Here is an 18,795-nt window from a genome sequence, read left to right as displayed (position 1 = left end):
CCGACCCTCGGGCCCAGGGATTCGCCACTTACCATGGGGGCGTGACCGCATCGAGCATCGCCTCCCCGGCCCCCACTCCCGACGGCGCGCCCGCCGACACCAAGCGGGTGCTGCTGGCCTCGCCGCGCGGCTACTGCGCCGGCGTCGACCGGGCCGTCCTCGCGGTGGAGAAGGCCCTGGAGGTGCACGGAGCCCCGGTGTACGTGCGCAAGGAGATCGTGCACAACCGGCACGTCGTCACCTCTTTGCAGAACAAGGGCGCGATCTTCGTCGGGGAGACCGACGACGTGCCCGAGGGCGCCATCGTGGTGTTCTCCGCCCACGGCGTGTCGCCCGCCGTGCGTGAGGCGGCCGACCGCCGTCAGCTGCACACCATCGACGCCACCTGCCCCCTGGTCACGAAGGTGCACAAGGAGGCCGTCCGGTTCGCCCGGGGCGACTTCGACATCCTGCTGATCGGCCACACCGGTCACGAGGAGGTCGAGGGCACCGCCGGCGAGGCGCCCGAGCACATCCAGGTGGTGAACTCTCCCGACGACGTCGACGGCATCGAGGTGCGCGACCCCGACAAGGTGGTGTGGCTGTCGCAGACCACGCTCTCGGTCGACGAGACGATGGAGACGGTGCGGCGGCTCAAGGAGAAGTTCCCCAACCTCCAGAACCCGCCGAGCGACGACATCTGCTACGCCACGCAGAACCGTCAGGTCGCGGTGAAGAAGATCGCGCCGGAGGCCGACCTGGTCATCGTCGTCGGCTCGCGCAACTCGTCCAACTCGGTGCGCCTGGTGGAGGTGGCGCTGGAGTACGGCGCCCGGGCCTCGCACCGCATCGACTTCGCCGCGGAGATCGACGAGTCCTGGCTGGAGGGCGTGAACACGGTCGGTGTCACCTCCGGCGCCTCGGTGCCGGAGATCCTGGTGCAGGACGTGCTGGCCTGGCTGGCCGAGCGGGGTTACGGGCGCACCGAGGAGGTCGTGACCGCGCAGGAAGACCTGCTGTTCTCGCTGCCCCGCGAGATCCGTCGCGACATGAAGGCCAAGGCCGCGGCCCAGCAGGACTGACCCGCTCTTTCCGGTCGCGCCCTCTCCGTTCGGAGGGGGCGCAACCCGTTTTGCCGTGTTCTGATGGGGAGCGTTCACCTGGCGTCGTTCGACGAAGAGGTTGATCGCAGATGGCAGGCAACCGAGGCGTTGCGTACACGGGACCCGGCAAGGTCGAGGTCCAGGACATCGACTACCCCAAGCTGGAACTCCAGGACGGTCCGGGCGTGCATCCGGACAACATCGGCCGAAAATGCGGTCACGGTGTGATTCTCAAGGTCGCCACCACCAACATCTGTGGCAGCGACCAGCACATGGTGCGTGGTCGCACCACCGCCCCGCGCAACCTCGTGCTCGGTCACGAGATCCTCGGGGAGGTGGTGGAGGCCGGCCCGGACGTGGAGTTCGTCAAGGTCGGTGACCTGGTGTCCGCGCCCTTCAACATCGCCTGCGGGCGGTGCCGCAACTGCAAGGAGGGCAAGACCGGGATCTGCCTGACCGTGAACCCGGCCCGTCCCGGCGCGGCCTACGGCTACGTCGACATGGGCGGATGGGTCGGTGGTCAGGCCGAGTACGTGATGGTGCCCTACGCGGACTTCAACCTGCTGCGCTTCCCGGACCGGGATCAGGCCCTGGCGAAACTTACCGACCTGACCATGCTTTCGGACATCTTCCCGACCGGCTACCACGGTGCGGTCTCGGCCGGCGTGAAACCCGGCTCCACGGTGTACGTCGCGGGTGCCGGGCCGGTCGGCCTGGCCGCCGCGGCCGGGGCCCAGCTGCTCGGTGCGGCCGTGGTGATCGTCGGTGACCTGAACGCCGAGAGGCTGGCCCAGGCGGCGAGTTTCGGGTGCGAGACGGTGGACGTGTCGAAGGGCGACCCGAAGGAGCAGATTCTCCAGATCCTCGGGGTTCCCGAGGTGGACTGCGGGGTGGACGCCGTCGGCTTCGAGGCCCGCGGGCACGGGGAGGGCTCGTCCGGGGAGGCACCCGCCACGGTGCTGAACTCGCTGATGGAGATCACCGCGGCGGGCGGGGCGCTCGGCATCCCCGGCCTCTACGTCACCGGTGATCCCGGGGGCGTGGACGACGCCGCGAAGGTCGGCGCGCTGTCGCTCTCGCTCGGCACCGGCTGGGCCAAGTCGCTGTCGTTCGTCACCGGCCAGTGCCCGGTGATGAAGTACAACTACGGCCTGATGCAGGCGATCCTGCACGACAAGGTGCAGATCGCGAAGGCAGTGAACGCGACCGTGATCTCGCTCGACGAGGCCCCGCAGGGCTACGCCGAGTTCGACCAGGGCGCGGCGCGCAAGTACGTCATCGATCCGCACGGCACGGTGGCGGCCTGAGCCGCCCGGGTGGTCGACTTCTCGGGGCGGCCACCCGGGGGTTCACTGCTGGTGGACGACGGGTCAGGCAGGGCGCGGCTCACCCGTCGGCTCCAGCACCACGATCGGGATCTCGCGGTCGGTCCGCTCCTGGTAGTTGTCGTAGTCCGGCCAGGCGTCGACCATCTCGGCCCACATCGCGGGCTTCTCCGCGGCTGTGGCCACGCGGGCCCGCACCGGGATGATCTGGTCCCGCACCTGGATCCGGGTGTCCGGCCGGGCCTGGAGGTTGAGTGACCAGGCGGGCGGGGCGTCGGTGCCGCCGGCCGACGCCACCACCAGGTAGGCGCCGTTCCACGGCCGGTAGATCAGGGCGTGGGTGCGCTGCTGGCCGGACTTGTTGCCGATGCTGTCGAGCAGCAGGATCTGGGTGCCGTAGCGCCAGTCGTGCCCGTCGGCGCCGCCGGTCTCGCGGTAGCGCTGGATGTGGGCGGCGCCGTGCAGATCGAGCGCGGTGCCGTTCGGGATGTCCTTCAGCGCCTCCACCACGGCCCGGGCGGTGCTGACACTGGACTGCGGGTTCTGCCCGGTGATCAGCTTTCCTTGCACCACGACCGTGTCGCTCCAGGCCGGGCCGGTCTCCAGCACGGCGCCGCGCTCGGCCAGACGGGTGGCCAGGAACCACGGCGAGCGATCGCCCAGCCCGCCCTGGTTCTCCTCCTCGTCGGTGAAGGCGGTGATCCGCAGCCCGGCGAAGGGGAAGCCGGTGGTGTCGTCGGCGCTGAGCAGGCCGGCCGCGCCGTGGCAGAGGCTGGCCACCACCTGGTCCTTGCGCAGGGCCCGGGTGAGGATGCGGCCGAGGTCGCGGTTGTCGGTGAGGTCGGTCATCGGGGCGTGCCCGCCGGGCAGGTAGACGCCGTCGTAGTCGGCGCCGGACACCTTGGCCAGGTCTTTCGGCCGGTCCAGCTGGTCCTTGATGCCGTCCAGGTACTGCCGGAACCCCGCCGTCTCCGGGGCATCCGCGGCCAGGCTGCCCTGGTCCGGGACGGCCGGGCGACCGCCGGGCGTGACGATGTCGACCGCGATGCCGGCCTCGGTGAGCACCTGGTGCGAGCGCACGACCTCCTCGGCCCAGTAGCCGGTGGGGTGCGAGGTGCCGTCGGCCAGCGTCAGGCTGTCGGCCGAGCTGAGCACCATCAGGATCTTTGCCACGTCGTTCCTTTCGCCGGCCGGTGCGCATCGTGCCGTGGGCCGTGGGGCCGTGAGTTGTCGGGCCGTGAGTTGTCGGGCCGTGAGTTGTCGGGCCGTGAGTTGTCGGGCCGTGAGTTGTCGGGCCGTGAGTTGTCGGGCCGTGAGTTGTCGGGCCGTGAGTTGTCGGGCCGTGAGCTGTCGGGCCGTGAGCCGTCGAGCCGTGAGCCGTCGAGCCGTCTGGCCGTCGGGCCGTCTGGCCGTGGTGATGCCGGGCTGTCGGCACGGGTGCATCGGCCGGATGCTGTCGGGTGCTGGTGAGTGTTGTCGTGTGCTGTGCTGGGTGTTCGGTGGAATTCGGTGGTCGTGCGCTCGTCGTCGAGCTGGTCCAGTCGTATCGGTTCCGGTCCTGCGGTGCGCGGTCAGAGCGGATCGTCGTCATCAGTTTTTCTATGATGGAACGCGTGCAGGAACTGGACTTGCTGGACGCCTTCATGCGGGTCTACCAGCGTGGCTCGATGACCGCGGCGGCTGCGGAGCTCGGTGTGTCGCAGCCCGCCCTGACCGACCGGATCACGCGGCTGGAGGCCAGGCTGGGGGTGCGGCTGTTCGAGCGCTCGCGGCGGGGGACCCGGCCGACCGGGGAGGCCGAGCGCCTGGCGGCCCGGGTGGGTGAGCCGCTGGGGCGGTTACGTGAGGTGATGCGGCCCTCTGGCGTGCGCGTGCTTTCGGGGGAGTTGCGGCTGGGTGGGCCGGCCGAGATCGTTTCGCTGCGGGTTCTGCCCGCCCTCGCACCGCTGCTCGGGGCGGGACTGCGGCTGGACATCCGGCTGGGGCAGGCGCACGAGCTGCTGGCGGATCTGGCGTCCGGCGCGAATCCATTGCCTGATAAGGATTCTGGGTGGGACGAGGGCCAGCGATCCGGTGGACGCCCGGGGCCGGGTGGGTGCGTGAGGGCGGGCGGGCGCCTGGAAAGTCCGCTGGACCTGGTGATTTCGGCGATCCGCCCCAAGCTGACCGGTGTGACGGCGGTGCCGCTGGTGGATGAGGAGTTTCTCCTGATCGGCACCGCCGCGCACGCCCGCTCGATCGACCCGGCGGAGCTGGCCACCGAACCGGTCAAGGCTCTGGCCCATCTGCCGCTGGTGGCGTACTCAGGGGATCTGCCCATCGTGAGGCGTTACTGGCTGACCCTTTTCGGGCACCGGCCGCCCAACCGCGTGGCCCTGACCGTGCCGGACCTGCGTGCGGTGCTCGCAGCCGTGACGGCGGGCACGGGGATCAGCGTGCTGCCCCGCTACATCGCCCGCCCGGCCCTGGAGGCCGCGAGCGTGCAGGTGCTGCACCGGGGCGAGGAGCTGCCCCTGAACACCGTGCACCTGGCCTGGCGCACCGGGGAGGACGATGCCCAGCCGCTCGGCCTGGTGCGCGAGCACCTGCTGCGGGCGGCGCGGGACTGGGGGACGTTGTGAGGTCGGGGGCGGCATCGGTGGTGAATCAGGCGGTGAATCGGGTGGTGATCGGCCCTGGTCAACGCGCCGCCCGGTGGCCGGGGTCGAGGGCGTCGGCCTGGTCCGGTTGCAGCTGCACCGTGGGTTCGGTGGGCCGGGGCGGGCCGGTGATCAGCTCGTCGGCGGTGAGCGGACGGGGGCTGGACTCCAGCGGGGTGAGGGCGGGCAGGTCGTGGTCGACCAGGTCGAGGTCTTGCATCTTGCGGGCGGTCACGAACACGCGGCGTTCCAGGGTGCCGACCAGGGCGTTGTAGTCCTCGATCACGCGGTGCAGGTCGCGGCCCAGCTTGCCGGCGTGATCGCCCAGCCCGGCCAGCCGGCGGTAGAGCTCGGTGCCGATCTCGAGCAGTTGCCGGGCGCTGCCGCTGACCGCCTCGGACTGCCAGGTGAGCGCGACGGTGCGCAGCAGCGCCAGCAGCGTGGTGGGGGTGGCCAGCACCACGCGCCGGGCCATCGCGTGTTCCAGCAGGCTGGGGTCGGCGGTGCAGGCCGCGGCCAGGAACGCCTCTCCCGGAACGAAACACACCACCAGTTGTGGGGTCGGCTGAAAGGCCAGCCAGTACTCCTTGGCCGCCAGCGAGTCGACGTGCGCCCGCAGCGCCCTGGCGTGCGCCCCGGCCGCCGCCGACAACGCCGCCTCGCCCTTCTCGCTGGCCTCGAGGAAGGCCGCGAGCGGGGCCTTGGCGTCGACCACCACGTATTTGCCGCCGGGCAGGTTGACCAGCAGATCGGGACGCACCCCGGCGCCGTCGGGCGTGGTGCCCGAGGCCTGGGTGAGGAAGTCGACCCGGGCCAGCATGCCGGCGTGCTCGACCACCCGGCGTAGCTGCACCTCACCCCAGGCCCCCCGGGAGGTGGGGGAGCGCAGCGCCCCGGCCAACGCCGCGGTCTGGGCCCGCAGCGCCTCGCCGGAGGACTGCACGGCGTTCAGGTGCTCGTCGAGCCGGGAGTACTGCTCGACCCGGTCACGCTCGAGCGTCTGCACCTGTTTCTCGACCCGTTGCAGGGTGGAGGCCAGCGGGGACAGCGTGGCGACCAGCTCGTGGTCCTGCCCGGCCGCGGCCTCCAGATCGGTGATCCGCTCGCGCAGCAGGTCGCGTTCGGCCTCCAGGGCGGCCTGCCGGGCGCGGACCAGCGGCCGGAACACCGCCGCCGCGCCGAACGCGGCCAGCGCCAGGCCCAGGAGCAGGCCGAGCAGGAACCCCACCGCCGTCGTCATGGTGGCCACGATGCCAGGAGGTACCGACAAACTTCGCGGCCGGTGCTTCTCGTCGTCCACAATTCGGGACTGTCGGCGGGGGCCAGTAACCTGGGCGCGTGGCACTCACCATCGGCATCGTCGGTCTCCCGAACGTCGGCAAGTCGACGCTCTTCAACGCGCTCACCAAGGCGGAGGTGCTCGCGGCGAACTATCCGTTCGCCACGATCGAGCCCAACGTCGGGGTGGTCCCGCTGCCCGACGAGCGGCTCGGCAAGCTGGCCGGGGTGTTCGGCAGCGAGAAGCTGATCCCGGCCACGGTGTCGTTCGTCGACATCGCGGGCATCGTCAAGGGCGCCAGCGAGGGCGAGGGGCTGGGCAACAAGTTCCTCGCCAACATCCGTGAGGCCGACGCGATCTGCCAGGTGGTGCGGGCTTTCGTCGACGATGACGTGATCCATGTCGCGGGCCGGGTCGACCCCGCCGACGACATCGAGGTGATCCACACCGAGCTGATGCTGGCCGACCTCCAGACCCTGGAGAAGACCATCCCCCGCCTCGAGAAAGAGGTGAAGGGGAAGAAGGCCGACAAGGCGGTGCTCGACGCGGCGGTGGCCGCGCAGAAGCTGCTCGAAGACGGCACCACGCTGGCGCAGGGCGCCGCGAAGGCCGGCATCGACATGGACCAGTTGCGTGAGCTGAGCCTGATGACCAGCAAGCCGTTCATCTACGTGTTCAACGTGGACGAGGACGGGCTGACCGACGAGGCGCTCCAGACCAAGATGCGTGACCTGGTGGCCCCCGCCGACGCGATCTTCCTGAACGCCAAGCTGGAGTCCGAGCTGGTCGAGCTGGAGGCCGAAGAGGCCGCCGAGCTGCTGGCCAGCGTCGGCCAGGAGGAGTCCGGCATGGACCAGCTGGCCCGCGTCGGCTTCCACACCCTGGGCCTCCAGACCTACCTCACCGCCGGCCCCAAGGAGTCCCGTGCCTGGACCATCCACCAGGGCTGGACCGCTCCGCAGGCGGCCGGCGTCATCCACACCGACTTCCAGCGCGGCTTCATCAAGGCCGAGATCGTCAGCTTCGATGACCTGATCGAGGCCGGCTCGATGGCCGAGGCCAAGGCCAAGGGCCGGGTGCGCATGGAGGGCAAGGAATACATCATGCAGGACGGCGACGTGGTCGAGTTCCGGTTCAACGTGTAGCTGCGTTCTCGGCCGTCATCTGGTGCCCGTTCGCTGACCGCGATCGGGCACCGCTGCTTTGCGTCAGGAATCGTAGATACCAGAGCGGTGCCCCACTTGCACCACCCACACGATCAGCTCGTCGTTCTCGAGGGTATAGACCACGCGGTAGTCCCCTACCCGTAGACGCCGGCGTTCCGGACGGGAAACCAGCGCAGTGGTATTGAAGCCGAGCGGATCGGTTTCAAGCTCTGCCAACTTGGACAGAATGCGTAAGGCCATGTCCCGAGGAATCTTTCGCAATTCGTCGCGGGCCTCATCGGTGAAGATCGTGCGGTAGTCAGTCATCGCGGGACAGGGTCTCGCGCAGCACATCCTCAAGGGGCGTTCCGGCTCCGCGGTGCGCCATGCGTTCATCGACCAGCCGATTGAGCTCCTGCTCTTCGAGCTCTTGGTAGCGACGTAAGACATCGATGGAGACGACCGCCGCAACGGGGCGGCCCCGGCGGGTGATCACGGTGGGCTGGTGGTATCGATCGGCGCGCTCGACCACGTCAGCCAGATGCGAACGAAGGTCGCGAATCGACTCATGCGGTGCCTCTGTCATGGACCTACGGTACCAGGTGTTCCATGTGTACACATGGAACACCTGGTACGGGGCGATCGACGGGCGCCCAATTGGCAGTTCGGTCTCTGGGACGCGCTCGAATGCCTTGTGCTGCTCGATCATCTATGTACAGCTTGCTGGGTCGCTCCTGATCGTTGATCGGCGATGGAATCCGGTCGAGTTCCGGTTCAACGTGTAGCGATTAGCCGAAGAAAGGGCGTCGACCTGGCCGGGTCGACGCCCTTTCCGCTGTTTCAGGCTATGGCTGCGATGTCGCCGTCTTCGAAGTAGATCGCCTGGTGGAGTTGGCCGCCCAGGGCTGCGGCATATCGGGCCAGGACTTCCTGGCCGGAGATGTGTCCACGCTCGATCTGGGAAACCCGGCCCTTGGTGACACCCATGCGGTCGGCCACCTGCTGCTGGGTGAAACCCCGGGCCTTGCGAAGTTCGGCCAGGCGCTGCCCGGTGACCTCGGCCAGCAGCTCGGCCTTCTCGGCGGCAACAGCTTCCTCACCGCCAGCGCGCTCGACGTGTTGGGGGCGGATGTCCTGCCAACGTACGTGCTCACTCATGCCCCATCTCCTCCTTCCGGGCGATCAGGTAGCTCTCGTAACGTTGTTCGGCCAGTGGTATCGATTCCTGATACCACTCCCGCCAGCGATCGGTCTTGTCTCCGGCGACCAGCAGGATGCTGGCGCGCCACGGGTCGAAGACGAACAGGATCGATCCGGGCCGTGCCCACTCGCAGTTCCTTGAGATTGGCCAGTGACGATCCTCTGATCGTGTCGACTAGCGGGCGCCCCAGCCCGGGGCCTACGTCGGCCAGAGCATCCAAGGATGCCACGATCCGCAGATGCGTGTCCGAGTCGGCTTCTTCGATCCATGTGCGCACCTCTTCCACCAGGTAGATGTCCCAGTTCCCCATGGATCAGAGTATAGCGAAAGCTATACCTAATCGGTTTCGGCGGTGGTGAGGGCGGGCGCCACTGCATTGCGTCAGGAGTCGTAGATGTTCGAGCGGCGCCCAACCCGGACAGAATGCGTGAGGCATGTCCTGAGGCAGGGTGCTGACGGCGGGTGGGTTCTGGCCCGAACGGCCCGAACGGCCCGAACGGTGGGGGCCGGGGCTGGTATCTGTAGCCCATGCCCGTGACGAATCCATGGCTGGCCGGTCCGGCGCCCGCGCAGAGTCTGCCGCGAGACGTGCTTGAGGAGCGCATTCTCCATCTGCTGAGCAGCCAGAACATGTGCGTGCTGGCGACGGCGAGCGAGGACGGGCCGCTGGCGACGCCGGTCCGTTACTACTCCCTGGGTCTGGAACTGATGTTCACCGCTGCGCCGGGATCGCCGAAGATGCGCAACCTGGCGGCGGATTCGCGGATCTCGGTGGGCATCTTCGCTCCGTTGGTCGGGCAGGCCAGTAGCCGGGGTTTGCAGATCCTGGGCGCGGCACGAACTCTCCTGAGGGATGATCCCGCCGCCGACGGTTACTGGGAAGCCTTCAGGTGGCAGTCGGATCACGTGGAGCGGTCGAGGTCGTTGGAAGAACCGCCGACGGATCCCCTCACGATCGTGACTCCCGAAAAGATCGTCTACACCGAGCACTGGTTGCGGCGGAGTGGCTACTCGGCGCGGCAGGTCTGGCGAGCCGGGGTCTGACCGCGTTCGATCAGCACGCATCCCCTTCCACCGCAGAAGTTTTCGTCAGTATCACCGCCCCCGCGATGTGCCCCGGCGCGTGCGATGCCTGCGTGTCCACGGCATACCCCGCCCGCTCGTAGGTCCGGATGTTCCGGACGCTGCGGCCGCCGGTGAACAGCACGAACCGCTCGGTGTCTTCCGGCGCTGCACGCTCGATGAGGGTGAGCAGCGCCGAGCCGATGCCGCGGCCACTCAGGTCGGGGGCGACCATCAGCCTGCCGACGTGCCAGTCGGAGCCCTCCGGCCGGCCCCGGACGGCCGCGACCAGCCGATGATCCAGCCGGACCACGAACGTCTTCCAGGCGGCCGCCCAGGCCAGTACCTGCTCGTGGGTCTCGTGCAGGGCCGGGACGTCGAGGGTCTCGTTGAGGATCGCCTCGCTCACCCAGCAACACCGTTGCAGGACAACGAGTTCAGCCAGGTCGGAAGGGGTGAACGGGTGGACTGTGGAGCCGGGGAGCACCAGATCCAGCGCGTCCGGTCGAGGGGTGGCCATGGCCCGAACCCTACGGCCGGCCGGGCCTCGACGCCGGATGCGGTCGTTTCGTCGTCCTGAATTCAACGGCACACCGGGGGACGACGAACGCCGCGCGTCCCGAGCCGGGTGACGGGGAGATCGGCCTCATGAATCATCCTGCCTGGAGGGAACTTCCGCGCCGGCCCGGCCGAGGCGCGCCACCTGGAGCGCCCGTCTGGCGTGCGACGCGCGAAACATCAGGACAACGTCCCCGAAATATAGGACAATCCCGACATGGTCGCCGCCGGAGGTTCCCCGCACTTTCCGCCCGTCCATCTGCTCCTCGTCCGGCACGGCCAGCAAGAACGGGACGGCCAGAACGGAGCCCTCACCGCGCTGGGCCGTGAGCAGGCGGCCGCCACCGGGGCTGTTCTCGGCCTGACCGAGCACGACCGGCTGGTCTCCAGCACCCGGCTGCGGGCCGTCGAGACCGCCCTCGCCTTCGGCCGGGAACCGGAGCAGGTCGCCGATCTCGACGAGTTCCGCTTCGGCCCGGACTGGACCTGGGACGACGCTGACAAGCGCGAGGACCTCGTGCTCTGGCGCCCGCATCACCGCACCCCGGGCGGCGAATCGCTGCTGGAGTTCCAGCGGCGCGTGCAGGGTGCGATGACCGCTCTGGTGGCGCGGCCTCCGGAGGGCCGTCTGGTGGTGGTGACCCATGCCGCCGTCACCGACGCCGTGCTGCGCTGGCTGTTCGGCCTGGCCCCCGACGCACCGTGGACGTTCGAGGTGAGCGTGCCGCACGCGTCGATCACCGAGCTGCATCACTGGCCCAAGAAGCGCCATCCGGCGGGAGCTCCCCGTCACACGTTCCTGCTCCGGCTCGGTGACGTGACCCATCTGCCGCCTGGGCTCGTCACCGGAGAATAACCCGTGGTCGCGAGATCCGGCCCAGCAGTAGCGTTCACGTCATGAATGCGACCGTGACCCTCTGGCGCCCGACCGGCCCCGAGGAGATCGCGCTGGTAGAGGAGAGCGGCTGGAGGCGCTGGCCGTCTCGGCTGCCCGGCCAGCCGATCTTCTACCCGGTGCTGACCGAGGACTACGCGATCCGGATCGCCCGGGACTGGAACGTGCCGGCCTCGGGGGCCGGATACGTCACCCGGTTCTCAGTGATCAAGGATTATCTGGACCGATATGAGGTGCAGCAGGTGGGCGGTCGTGACATCCTCGAATACTGGATCCCGGCGGAGCATCTCGACACCTTCAACGCCAACATCGTGGGTACGATCGAGGTGGTGCACACCTTCGGCCGGGCATCCGCCGGCCATCCGGCGAAGGGCTGAGATGCGCGTCGTCAGAGTCGGTTCCGCCGTTCTCGCCATGCTGCTGGCGGGCGGGCTGACCTGGTGGATGCTGCGGCCCGAGGGGAACGGGGTCACCGACCACATCGCGCGCGTGGTGACCGACGCGGTGACCTATCCGCGCCAGAACTCGGCGGCGGGCTTTCTCGACGCCGTGCTGTCCACCAACGCCGCCGAGGACGGGCGGCTCAGCGTGGTCGAGGCCGTGGACACCGGGGCCACCGATCCCAGCCAGACGCTGGCCGTGCTCACTTATCACGTCTACATTCCCGCGCAGGACGGCCAGAACTGGCTCTGGCGACACCACAGTGATCCGGTGAATGCCTGCTACGAGGTGGAATTCACCTACTACGCCGGCACCCCGCGGCGCATCTCCTGCCCGGCGGACCTGACCCCGCTCACCCGGCAGCCGGTGACCGATCCGCCCCGGCACGCCGAGTGCCGGTCCGGCGGGGACAGCGACGACTGCCCGGGCGGGTGAGGTCAGCCGGCCGCGCGGTAGGCCTTGCCCGAATCGGTGATCGCGCCGCCCGGCCGGTACAGGCCGGTCTCGTCCTGCCCGTTGGTCGAGGTCGGGAAGGCGAACCAGGAGTAGTGCTCGACGTATCCGAGGCTCTCGAGCATCTCCGTCGAGGCGGTGACGAACGCGGCCTGGTCGGCGGCGTCGGGGAACTTCTGCGCGCCCTCGGCGAAGTTCATCAGCGCGTACTCGGTGAGCCAGATCGGCTTGCCGTACTTCTCGTGCACCGCCTGGATGTACGACTTCAGCTGGCTGACGGCATTCTTCGTGGTGAAATCCGCGCCGTACCAGTGCAGGGCGATGAAGTCGACGTCGTAGCCCTGGCTCTTCGCTCCGGTCATGAACCGGTCGAGCCAGCCACCCTCGGTGTCGGCGCCGTAGGCCACCACCGGGCTGCCCAGCCGCATTCCGGTGGCCTCCAGCTGCGGCCACAGTTCGAGGGCCTTCTCGACGCTCATGTTCGACTGCTCGGCCAGGTCGGGTTCGTTGAAGCCGAGCAGGGTGTCGCCGTTCTTGCGGGCGGCTGCCAGATTGGCCGCGGTGACCGCGCCTTCGCCCCAGATCATCGGCACGTACTCGACGCCGGCCGGCGCCTTCACCTCTTGCGGATCGGGGGCCCAGTTGTAGAACCAGCTCACCCCGGAGTCTTTCAGCGAGGCGGTGATGCCCGTCTGGTTCCACAGGGCCGCGCCCTTCTTCACCGGGCCCAGGGTGTCGGGCGTGGTGCTCTTGCCGCCGGTGCCGATGGTGGACGACGAACTGCTCGTGGCCGTGCTCTTCTGCCTGGCCTTCTTCGTGGGGGCGGCACCGGCCCGGGCGGCCTGCTCGGTCAGGCCGTTGGTGCGCTCGGCCTTCTTCTTCGCCGCAGCGGCCGGGTCGGCCGGCTTCGTCGTGCTGCCGGTGGTCACCGTCGCCTGCGGAACCTGAGCCATGACCAGGTCGGACGAGGTGCCGGCCGAGGCGCTCGCGGAACTGCCCGATGAGCGCGAGCGCAGGCCCAGGTAGCCGAGCGCGCCCAGCAGCAGGGAGATGGCGGCGAGCGTTCCGACGAGGCGCTTGGTCCGGCGAGTCACGGTGCTGGAGCCTAGGCGCGGCCACCTCAAGCGCGATGAGCCGAAAGGCCTAACGCTGTCTCAAAGCCGGTTGCGGCGGACATGCGTCCGGGGGATCCCGGCCCGTGCGGGCCCGGGATCCCCCGGTCGGGCAGAATGTGATCAGTGCGCGGAATATCCACCGTCGACGAGGTGGTAGCTACCCGTGATGAAGCTGGCGGCGTCGGACGCCAGGAAGGCGACCAGCGCGGCCACCTCCTCCGGCGTGCCCAGACGGTTCAGGGCGTGCTGACTGGCCAAAAACTTCTGGGCGTCGGCGTCGAGGGTGGCGTCGACCAGCGGGGTGTGGATGAAGCCCGGCCCGACGGCGTTGACGCGTACGCCCTGCACGGAGTGCTCCAGCGCGGCGTTCTTGGTCATACCGAGCAGGGCGTGCTTGGTGGTGACGTACGCGGAGCTGTTGGCGATACCGACCGACCCCAGCACGGAGGCCATGTTGATCACGGAGCCACCGCCGTTCGCGATCATCGCCGGGATCTGCTCGTGCAGACCGTAGAAGACGGCGTTGAGGTTGACCTCGACGACCTTCTTCCACTTCTCGATGTCGTACTCGGCGATCGGCGCGGCCGGGCCGCCGATGCCGGCGTTGTTGACCGCGACCTTCAGCGGGGCCAGGGCGTTCGCGGCCTCCACCATCGCGGTGTGCACGGCGACGTCGGCGACGTCCCCGACGAAGGCCTGCGCCACACCGCCGGCGGCGGTGATCTCCTTGGTCACGACATCGGCGTTCTCCGCGTTGATGTCGGACACGATGACGCTGGCACCGTTGGCGCCCAGCAGATGGGCGATGGAGCGGCCGATGCCCGAGCCGGCACCGGTGACGATTGCGGAGCGACCTGCGACGTCGTAGGTGGCCATGATGTTCTCCGTCCTGAGCAGACAGGGACGGGTGGCCTGCGATCGGGAGGTCGTCCGCCCCTAGCAACGTGTTGTGTTGACATCAAGATAACCGACATCTGTCGGCTAGACATTCCCGGGAGGATCTCGAATGGACGCACGGCAGCGCCGGAGCCGCGAGCGGTTGCACCAGGCCGTGCTCCGGCTGGCCGAGGAACGGCCGGTCACCCAGGTCAGCGTCTCCGAGCTGGCCAGGGAGGCGGGCGTGCACCGATCGACCTTCTACGAGCACGCCAGTTCCCCCGATGACCTGCTGCGACAGGCCCTGATGGCGGACCTCGACGAACTGCGCAACCAGTTGCTCGACGCCCCGGCCGGGGATCTCGACCAGGTGGTGTCCGAAGTCACGATCGGCGTCATGCGGCACATCGAGAAGCACATCGGCATCTATCGCCGCGACCTTGCGTACACCTCGGAGGTCGGTCTGCGCTCGATGCTGGGCGCGCATTTCCTGGAGTCCGGGCGTCTGCTGCTCGACCTGGCCCGGCGGCGGATCGAGGTGCCGGTGACCGGGGTGCCCGACGAGGTGGCGGCCGAGATCGCCGCGCGGCTGGTCGCCGACGGCACGGTCGGGGCGATCGCCGGCTGGCTGGAACGTCCCGAGCTGTCGATCGACGACTTCATGCGGGTCTACGTGCAGATGCTGCCGCAGTGGTGGCCGCTCGGGCTGACCGCCGGGAAGAGCTGACGCGGCGCTGACGGAACCGGATCAGGTCACGCGAAGCGCCGGGCGATCGCCTCCAGCTTCGCGTGGTGCTTCTCCCGGCCGCCGGCCGCCGGGTCGGGCAGGTTGGGGTCGCCCGGCCGGCTGCCGGCGCTGCCGTCGATCAGCTCGCGCACGATGTCGGCGTGCCCGGCGTGCCGAAAGGTCTCGGTGCCCATGTGGACGAGGATGCGGTGCAGGGTGACGTGGCGGCTCTCCGGCTTCCACCAGGGCACGGATCCGGCGGCGTCGAGGGGCAGCGCCTCGATGGTCGCGTCCGAGTGCACGTGCACGCGCCGGTAGAGATCGATGATGTCCTGCGGGCTCTCGTCGGCGGCGGCGAACATGTCGGCCTCCGGCTCGGCGTCGTCGGCCATCGCCGGGAACGGGCTGCCCGGGAACGGGCGGCCGAAGCACACGCCGAAGTAGTCGGCCTCCACCATGGCCACGTGTTTCACCAGGCCGAGCAGGTTCGTCCCGGTCGGCACCAGGGGACGGCGAAGGTCGTACTCCGACAGCCCTTCCAGCTTCCAGAGCAACGCCGCCCGGCCCTCCTTCAGGTAGCGGTGAAGACCGGCCTTGAAGTCCGCCTCTGCGCTCATGCGTGCCATCATCCACCTCGCCGTCCCCGCTCGTGGCCGGTGCCGGGAAGATGCCCCGCGGAAAAGATGAAGACCGGGACCGCGGCCGGGGACTAGCGTGAACGCATGGAGCACTGGGTCCAGGTCACGCCCGAATACCGGCTCTGGGTGGAGGAGCGGGGGTCCGGCACACCGCTGGTGCTGGTCATGGGCGCGAATGCGGCCGGGGTCGCCTGGCCCGACGAGCTGGTCGAACGGCTGGCCGCCCGGCACCGGGTGATCCGCTACGACCATCGCGACACCGGGCGGTCCACCGAGGCCTTCGACGAACATCCCTACGGCCTCACCGATCTCGCGGCCGACGTGGTGAAGGTGCTCGACGCGCTGGAGATTCCGGCGGCACACCTGGTCGGCATGTCGATGGGTGGCTACCTGGTGCAGCTGCTCCTGCTCGATCATCCGGAAAGAGTGCTCAGCGCAACGGTCTTCGCCACTGCCGCACTGGGGGCGTGGAACGCGGAAGGGCTGCCCGGCCCGGATCCCGGACTGCTCCGGCTGTGGGAGCACCTCGGCGACGAACGGGGGCCGGCCGAGGAGCTGGACTTCCGCGTGGAGCACTGGCGGCTGCTGAACGGATCGCGGATCCCCTTCGACCCGGCCGAGTTCCGCCGGCACGAGCGGCGGGCCGTGGAACACGCCGGGCACGACCGCTCGCCGACCGCGCACGCCCGGGCGGCGCAGGACGGGCTGGACCGCGGCGCCGAACTCGCCGCGGTGACCGTGCCGGTGCTGGTGATCGAGGCCCCGGAAGACCCGATCAACCCGCCCCCGCACGCCGCACACATCGCGGGGAGCATCGGAAGTGCCCGTCTGGTCGGAATTCCCGGCCTGGGGCATGCGTTGCCGGCGGCGGTTCTCGGGCCGCTGGCCGAGGTTCTCACCGGTTTCATCGGCGAGGTGGACGAGCACCAATAGTGGACGACGAGGAGCTCCCTCCGAGCTCCTCGTCGTCCACAGTTCGAGCGGTTGCCCGGAATCAGCCGACGTGGACCATGCCGTCGGCGCTCAGGTCCTTGCTGCGTGCGTTCACCATGAGCAGCACCAGGACGGTGGCCGTCGCGATGAACCCGGCACCCACCCAGAAGGCCACGTGGTAGCCGTGGATCGCGGCCTCGGCCGGGTTGGGGTTGCCCGCGTTGTCGGTGAGCCAGTTCGTCACGGCGCTCGCGAACAGCGTGTTCAGCAGGGCGGTTCCGAGTGCGCCACCGATCTGCTGGCTGGTGTTCAGCATGGCGCTGGCGACGCCGGCGTCGTGCTCCTCCACCCGGGTCAGGGCCAGGCTGGCCGACACCACGAAGAACAGGCCCATGCCCAGGCTGATCAGGACCTCGGCGGGCAGGATCAGCGTGAGCCAGCTGCTGTCCAGGTCGATCTGGGTGAGCAGGGCGAGCCCGATCGTGGCCAGCACACCGCCGACCACGAGCAGCACGCGCGGGTTGACCTTCGGCATCAGGCTGCTGGCCACCGTGGCGGCAACGATGATGCCGACGCTGAAGGGCAGGAACGCGAAGCCCGACTTGACCGCCGAATAGCCCAGGTTCTGCTGGAAGTAGTACGCCAGGAACAGGAACATCGCGAACAGCCCGGCCCCGATGAGCAGGGAGGACACGTACGCGGCGCCCCGGTTACGGTCGAGCACCACGCGCAGCGGCAGCAGCGGGTGGTGGGTGCGGGTCTCCCAGATCACGAAGCCGACCAGCAGCACGGCCGAGACGGCGAGCCAGGTGATGGTGCTGGTGTCGCTCCAGCCGTCGGTGGCCTCAGCCGCCTGGGTGAAGCCGTAGACCAGGGCGGCCAGGCCACCGCTGACCAGCACTGCGCCGGGGATGTCGTAGCGGGTGTCGCCGTGGGCCCGGCTCTCCCGCACCACACCGATGGCGGCGACGGCGGCCAGCACGGCGATCGGCACGTTGACGAAGAGGCACCAGCGCCAGCTGACGTACTCGGTGAGCACTCCACCGAGGATCAGGCCGATGGCCGCGCCACCGCCGGAGATCGCGCCGTACACGCCGAACGCGCGGGCGCGCTCCTTGGCGTCGGTGAAGCTGACCTGGAGCAACGAGAGCGCGGCCGGGGCGAGCAGGGCGGCGAAGGCGCCCTGGAGCGCCCGGGCGCCGAACAGCATCACGTCATTGGTGGCCGCGCCGCCGAGCGCCGAGGCGAGGGCGAAGCCGATCAGGCCGATCATGAAAATGCGCTTGCGGCCGGTGTAGTCGGCGATCCGGCCGCCGAGCAGCAGCAGCCCGCCGAAGGCCAGCGTGTAGGCGGTGACGACCCACTGCCGGTTGGCGTCACTGATGTCGAGGTCGGCCTGGGCCGAGGGGAGGGCGATGTTCACGATGGACGCGTCGAGCACGACCATCAGCTGGGCGATGGCGATGACCGCGAGGGCCCACCACCTGCGCGGATCCGGGTCAGTGCTGTCGGTCGCGGCCCGGCCGGGCGCGCGGTCGACGCTCTCTACAGACGCCATGGTGGTCCTGTCTTGAAAGAAGGTGGGGATCTCCGCGGGCCGGTCAGCGGCGGGCGGAGCAAGTGGAGAAGGGCCTCAACTTTGAGGACGGGTGTCACCTTAGCGGGAAAGTGGAGAGTTCTGTCAACTTTGAAAAGCGAGCTCCATTTAGCTCGCCTGAAGGTGCGGAGCTGAGTACACTTCTGCCGTGGGCGAGGTCCGTGCGCAGATGTGCAGGCCGCTGCGGAAAGATGCTGAGCGCAACCGGCAGCGGATCCTCACCGCTGCCCGTGAGCTGCTCGCCGAGCAAGGGTGCGGTGTCAGTCACGACCAGCTGGCCGAGGCGGCAGACGTGGCGGTGGGCACCGTCTATCGCCGGTTCCCCGACAAGGACTCGCTGCTCGAGGCCCTGTTCGAAGAAGATGTCGACCGGATCGTCCACATCGCCCGGGCCGCCCTGGAGATCGACGATCCGTGGAAGGCGCTCGTCACCTTCGTCACCCGTTCGCTGGAGCTCCAGGCCGGCAACCGTGGCCTCAAAGAGTTCCTGATGTACAACGTCACCAGCGGCACCATGACCTCGTGCCGGGCCCGGCTGCTGCCGGTGATCGACGAGCTGGTGGCCCGGGCTCACGTCGCCGAGGTGCTGCGGCCGGGCATCTGCTCCTACGACCTGGGCATGATCCCGCTCATGGTCGGCCCGGTGATGGACGGCTGCCGTGAGGTGCAGCCCGACCTGTGGCGCCGGTCGCTGGAGATCGTGCTCGACGGCCTGAGGCCGTGCCCCGAGCGCTACCGGCTCTCCGCCCCCGGGTTGCAGGCCGAGGAGTTTCTCGAGGTGATGCGCAGCTCGCACACCTCGCCCACCCGCCGCTAGATAGACTGGGCC

21 protein-coding genes and 1 pseudogene are annotated in these 18,795 nt (G+C 69.2%); 11 read left to right on the top strand and 11 right to left on the bottom strand.

Going from position 1 to position 18,795, the window contains the following annotated elements; all coding sequences use genetic code 11:
- Positions 1–41 precede the first annotated feature (41 nt).
- Both KIH74_RS16095 and fdhA read left to right on the top strand, forming a co-directional pair.
- Positions 42–1,061 (top strand): 4-hydroxy-3-methylbut-2-enyl diphosphate reductase, encoded by a 1,020-nt coding sequence (locus KIH74_RS16095; RefSeq protein ID WP_214156757.1) that lies wholly within the window; start codon positions 42–44, stop codon positions 1,059–1,061.
- 110 nt (positions 1,062–1,171) lie between these two features.
- Positions 1,172–2,389, top strand: coding sequence for a formaldehyde dehydrogenase, glutathione-independent (gene fdhA, locus KIH74_RS16090; RefSeq protein WP_214156756.1), 1,218 nt, complete (start codon positions 1,172–1,174; stop codon positions 2,387–2,389).
- A gap of 63 nt (positions 2,390–2,452) precedes the next feature.
- Here fdhA and KIH74_RS16085 read toward each other — a convergent pair whose 3' ends face one another.
- A complete protein-coding gene (locus KIH74_RS16085) occupies positions 2,453–3,580 on the bottom strand; it encodes a nitroreductase/quinone reductase family protein (RefSeq protein WP_214156755.1) in 1,128 nt (375 codons plus the stop codon).
- 440 nt (positions 3,581–4,020) lie between these two features.
- Between KIH74_RS16085 and KIH74_RS16080 the strand changes: the two genes are divergently transcribed.
- Positions 4,021–5,028, top strand: a complete 1,008-nt coding sequence (locus tag KIH74_RS16080) for a LysR family transcriptional regulator (RefSeq protein WP_308113814.1) — start codon at positions 4,021–4,023, stop codon at positions 5,026–5,028.
- Between the two features lie 58 nt (positions 5,029–5,086).
- On the opposite strand, the gene KIH74_RS16075 is transcribed toward KIH74_RS16080, so the two are convergent.
- Complete coding sequence (locus tag KIH74_RS16075) at positions 5,087–6,286, bottom strand: DNA recombination protein RmuC (RefSeq protein WP_214156753.1); 1,200 nt, start codon at positions 6,284–6,286, stop codon at positions 5,087–5,089.
- Between the two features lie 98 nt (positions 6,287–6,384).
- Here KIH74_RS16075 and ychF point away from each other — a divergent pair, with 98 nt between their 5' ends.
- A complete protein-coding gene (gene ychF / locus KIH74_RS16070) occupies positions 6,385–7,470 on the top strand; it encodes a redox-regulated ATPase YchF (RefSeq protein ID WP_214156752.1) in 1,086 nt (361 codons plus the stop codon).
- Between the two features lie 63 nt (positions 7,471–7,533).
- Here ychF and KIH74_RS16065 read toward each other — a convergent pair whose 3' ends face one another.
- The 4 genes and pseudogenes from KIH74_RS16065 to KIH74_RS39210 all read right to left on the bottom strand — a co-directional run bounded on the left by KIH74_RS16065 (position 7,534) and on the right by KIH74_RS39210 (position 8,981).
- Entirely contained in the window at positions 7,534–7,797 is a 264-nt protein-coding gene (locus KIH74_RS16065; RefSeq protein WP_214156751.1) for a type II toxin-antitoxin system RelE family toxin, read from the bottom strand.
- On the bottom strand, positions 7,790–8,056 hold the full coding sequence (locus KIH74_RS16060; RefSeq protein WP_372492077.1) for a type II toxin-antitoxin system Phd/YefM family antitoxin: 267 nt from the start codon (positions 8,054–8,056) through the stop codon (positions 7,790–7,792). The genes KIH74_RS16065 and KIH74_RS16060 overlap by 8 nt, the downstream gene beginning before the upstream one ends.
- Positions 8,057–8,310: 254 nt before the next feature.
- The gene (locus tag KIH74_RS16055) at positions 8,311–8,628 is read right to left on the bottom strand and encodes a helix-turn-helix domain-containing protein (RefSeq protein WP_214156749.1); all 318 of its coding nucleotides are present in this window, start codon (positions 8,626–8,628) and stop codon (positions 8,311–8,313) included.
- A pseudogene (locus KIH74_RS39210) lies at positions 8,621–8,981 on the bottom strand (type II toxin-antitoxin system RelE/ParE family toxin). The gene KIH74_RS16055 and the pseudogene KIH74_RS39210 overlap by 8 nt, the downstream one beginning before the upstream one ends.
- 218 nt (positions 8,982–9,199) lie before the next feature.
- Between KIH74_RS39210 and KIH74_RS16045 the strand changes: the two are divergent.
- On the top strand, positions 9,200–9,715 hold the full coding sequence (locus tag KIH74_RS16045) for a pyridoxamine 5'-phosphate oxidase family protein (protein WP_214156747.1): 516 nt from the start codon (positions 9,200–9,202) through the stop codon (positions 9,713–9,715).
- Positions 9,716–9,725: 10 nt separating this feature from the next.
- On the opposite strand, the gene KIH74_RS16040 is transcribed toward KIH74_RS16045, so the two are convergent.
- Complete coding sequence (locus KIH74_RS16040) at positions 9,726–10,253, bottom strand: GNAT family N-acetyltransferase (protein ID WP_214156746.1); 528 nt, start codon at positions 10,251–10,253, stop codon at positions 9,726–9,728.
- A 255-nt stretch (positions 10,254–10,508) separates the two neighbouring features.
- Between KIH74_RS16040 and KIH74_RS16035 the strand changes: the two genes are divergently transcribed.
- The 3 genes from KIH74_RS16035 to KIH74_RS16025 are packed head-to-tail and all read left to right on the top strand — an operon-like array spanning position 10,509 to position 12,062.
- On the top strand, positions 10,509–11,147 hold the full coding sequence (locus KIH74_RS16035) for a histidine phosphatase family protein (RefSeq protein ID WP_214156745.1): 639 nt from the start codon (positions 10,509–10,511) through the stop codon (positions 11,145–11,147).
- A gap of 41 nt (positions 11,148–11,188) precedes the next feature.
- Positions 11,189–11,563: a hypothetical protein gene (locus KIH74_RS16030; protein ID WP_214156744.1), complete on the top strand. Its 375-nt coding sequence runs from the start codon at positions 11,189–11,191 to the stop codon at positions 11,561–11,563.
- Between the two features lies 1 nt (position 11,564).
- Positions 11,565–12,062, top strand: a complete 498-nt coding sequence (locus KIH74_RS16025) for a hypothetical protein (protein ID WP_214156743.1) — start codon at positions 11,565–11,567, stop codon at positions 12,060–12,062.
- Between the two features lie 2 nt (positions 12,063–12,064).
- Here KIH74_RS16025 and KIH74_RS16020 read toward each other — a convergent pair whose 3' ends face one another.
- Both KIH74_RS16020 and KIH74_RS16015 read right to left on the bottom strand, forming a co-directional pair.
- Positions 12,065–13,174 carry a glycoside hydrolase family protein gene (locus KIH74_RS16020; RefSeq protein WP_214156742.1) on the bottom strand — a complete coding sequence of 370 codons (1,110 nt, stop codon included), beginning with the start codon at positions 13,172–13,174 and terminating at the stop codon, positions 12,065–12,067.
- Positions 13,175–13,315: 141 nt separating this feature from the next.
- The gene (locus tag KIH74_RS16015; protein ID WP_214156741.1) at positions 13,316–14,071 is read right to left on the bottom strand and encodes an SDR family NAD(P)-dependent oxidoreductase; all 756 of its coding nucleotides are present in this window, start codon (positions 14,069–14,071) and stop codon (positions 13,316–13,318) included.
- A gap of 130 nt (positions 14,072–14,201) precedes the next feature.
- On the opposite strand from KIH74_RS16015, the gene KIH74_RS16010 reads away from it, so the two are divergent.
- A complete protein-coding gene (locus tag KIH74_RS16010; protein WP_214156740.1) occupies positions 14,202–14,798 on the top strand; it encodes a TetR/AcrR family transcriptional regulator in 597 nt (198 codons plus the stop codon).
- Between the two features lie 26 nt (positions 14,799–14,824).
- Here KIH74_RS16010 and KIH74_RS16005 read toward each other — a convergent pair whose 3' ends face one another.
- The gene (locus KIH74_RS16005) at positions 14,825–15,415 is read right to left on the bottom strand and encodes a DinB family protein (RefSeq protein WP_214156739.1); all 591 of its coding nucleotides are present in this window, start codon (positions 15,413–15,415) and stop codon (positions 14,825–14,827) included.
- 105 nt (positions 15,416–15,520) lie between these two features.
- Between KIH74_RS16005 and KIH74_RS16000 the strand changes: the two genes are divergently transcribed.
- Complete coding sequence (locus KIH74_RS16000; RefSeq protein WP_214156738.1) at positions 15,521–16,369, top strand: alpha/beta fold hydrolase; 849 nt, start codon at positions 15,521–15,523, stop codon at positions 16,367–16,369.
- Positions 16,370–16,430: 61 nt separating this feature from the next.
- Here KIH74_RS16000 and KIH74_RS15995 read toward each other — a convergent pair whose 3' ends face one another.
- Positions 16,431–17,927: an MFS transporter gene (locus KIH74_RS15995; RefSeq protein ID WP_214156737.1), complete on the bottom strand. Its 1,497-nt coding sequence runs from the start codon at positions 17,925–17,927 to the stop codon at positions 16,431–16,433.
- A gap of 187 nt (positions 17,928–18,114) precedes the next feature.
- Between KIH74_RS15995 and KIH74_RS15990 the strand changes: the two genes are divergently transcribed.
- Positions 18,115–18,783 (top strand): TetR/AcrR family transcriptional regulator, encoded by a 669-nt coding sequence (locus tag KIH74_RS15990; protein WP_214156736.1) that lies wholly within the window; start codon positions 18,115–18,117, stop codon positions 18,781–18,783.
- Positions 18,784–18,795 lie beyond the last annotated feature (12 nt).

This window comes from Kineosporia corallincola, assembly GCF_018499875.1.
Taxonomy (GTDB): Bacteria; Actinomycetota; Actinomycetes; order Actinomycetales; family Kineosporiaceae; genus Kineosporia; species Kineosporia corallincola.
This window is presented reverse-complemented; position numbering and strand designations above follow the sequence as displayed.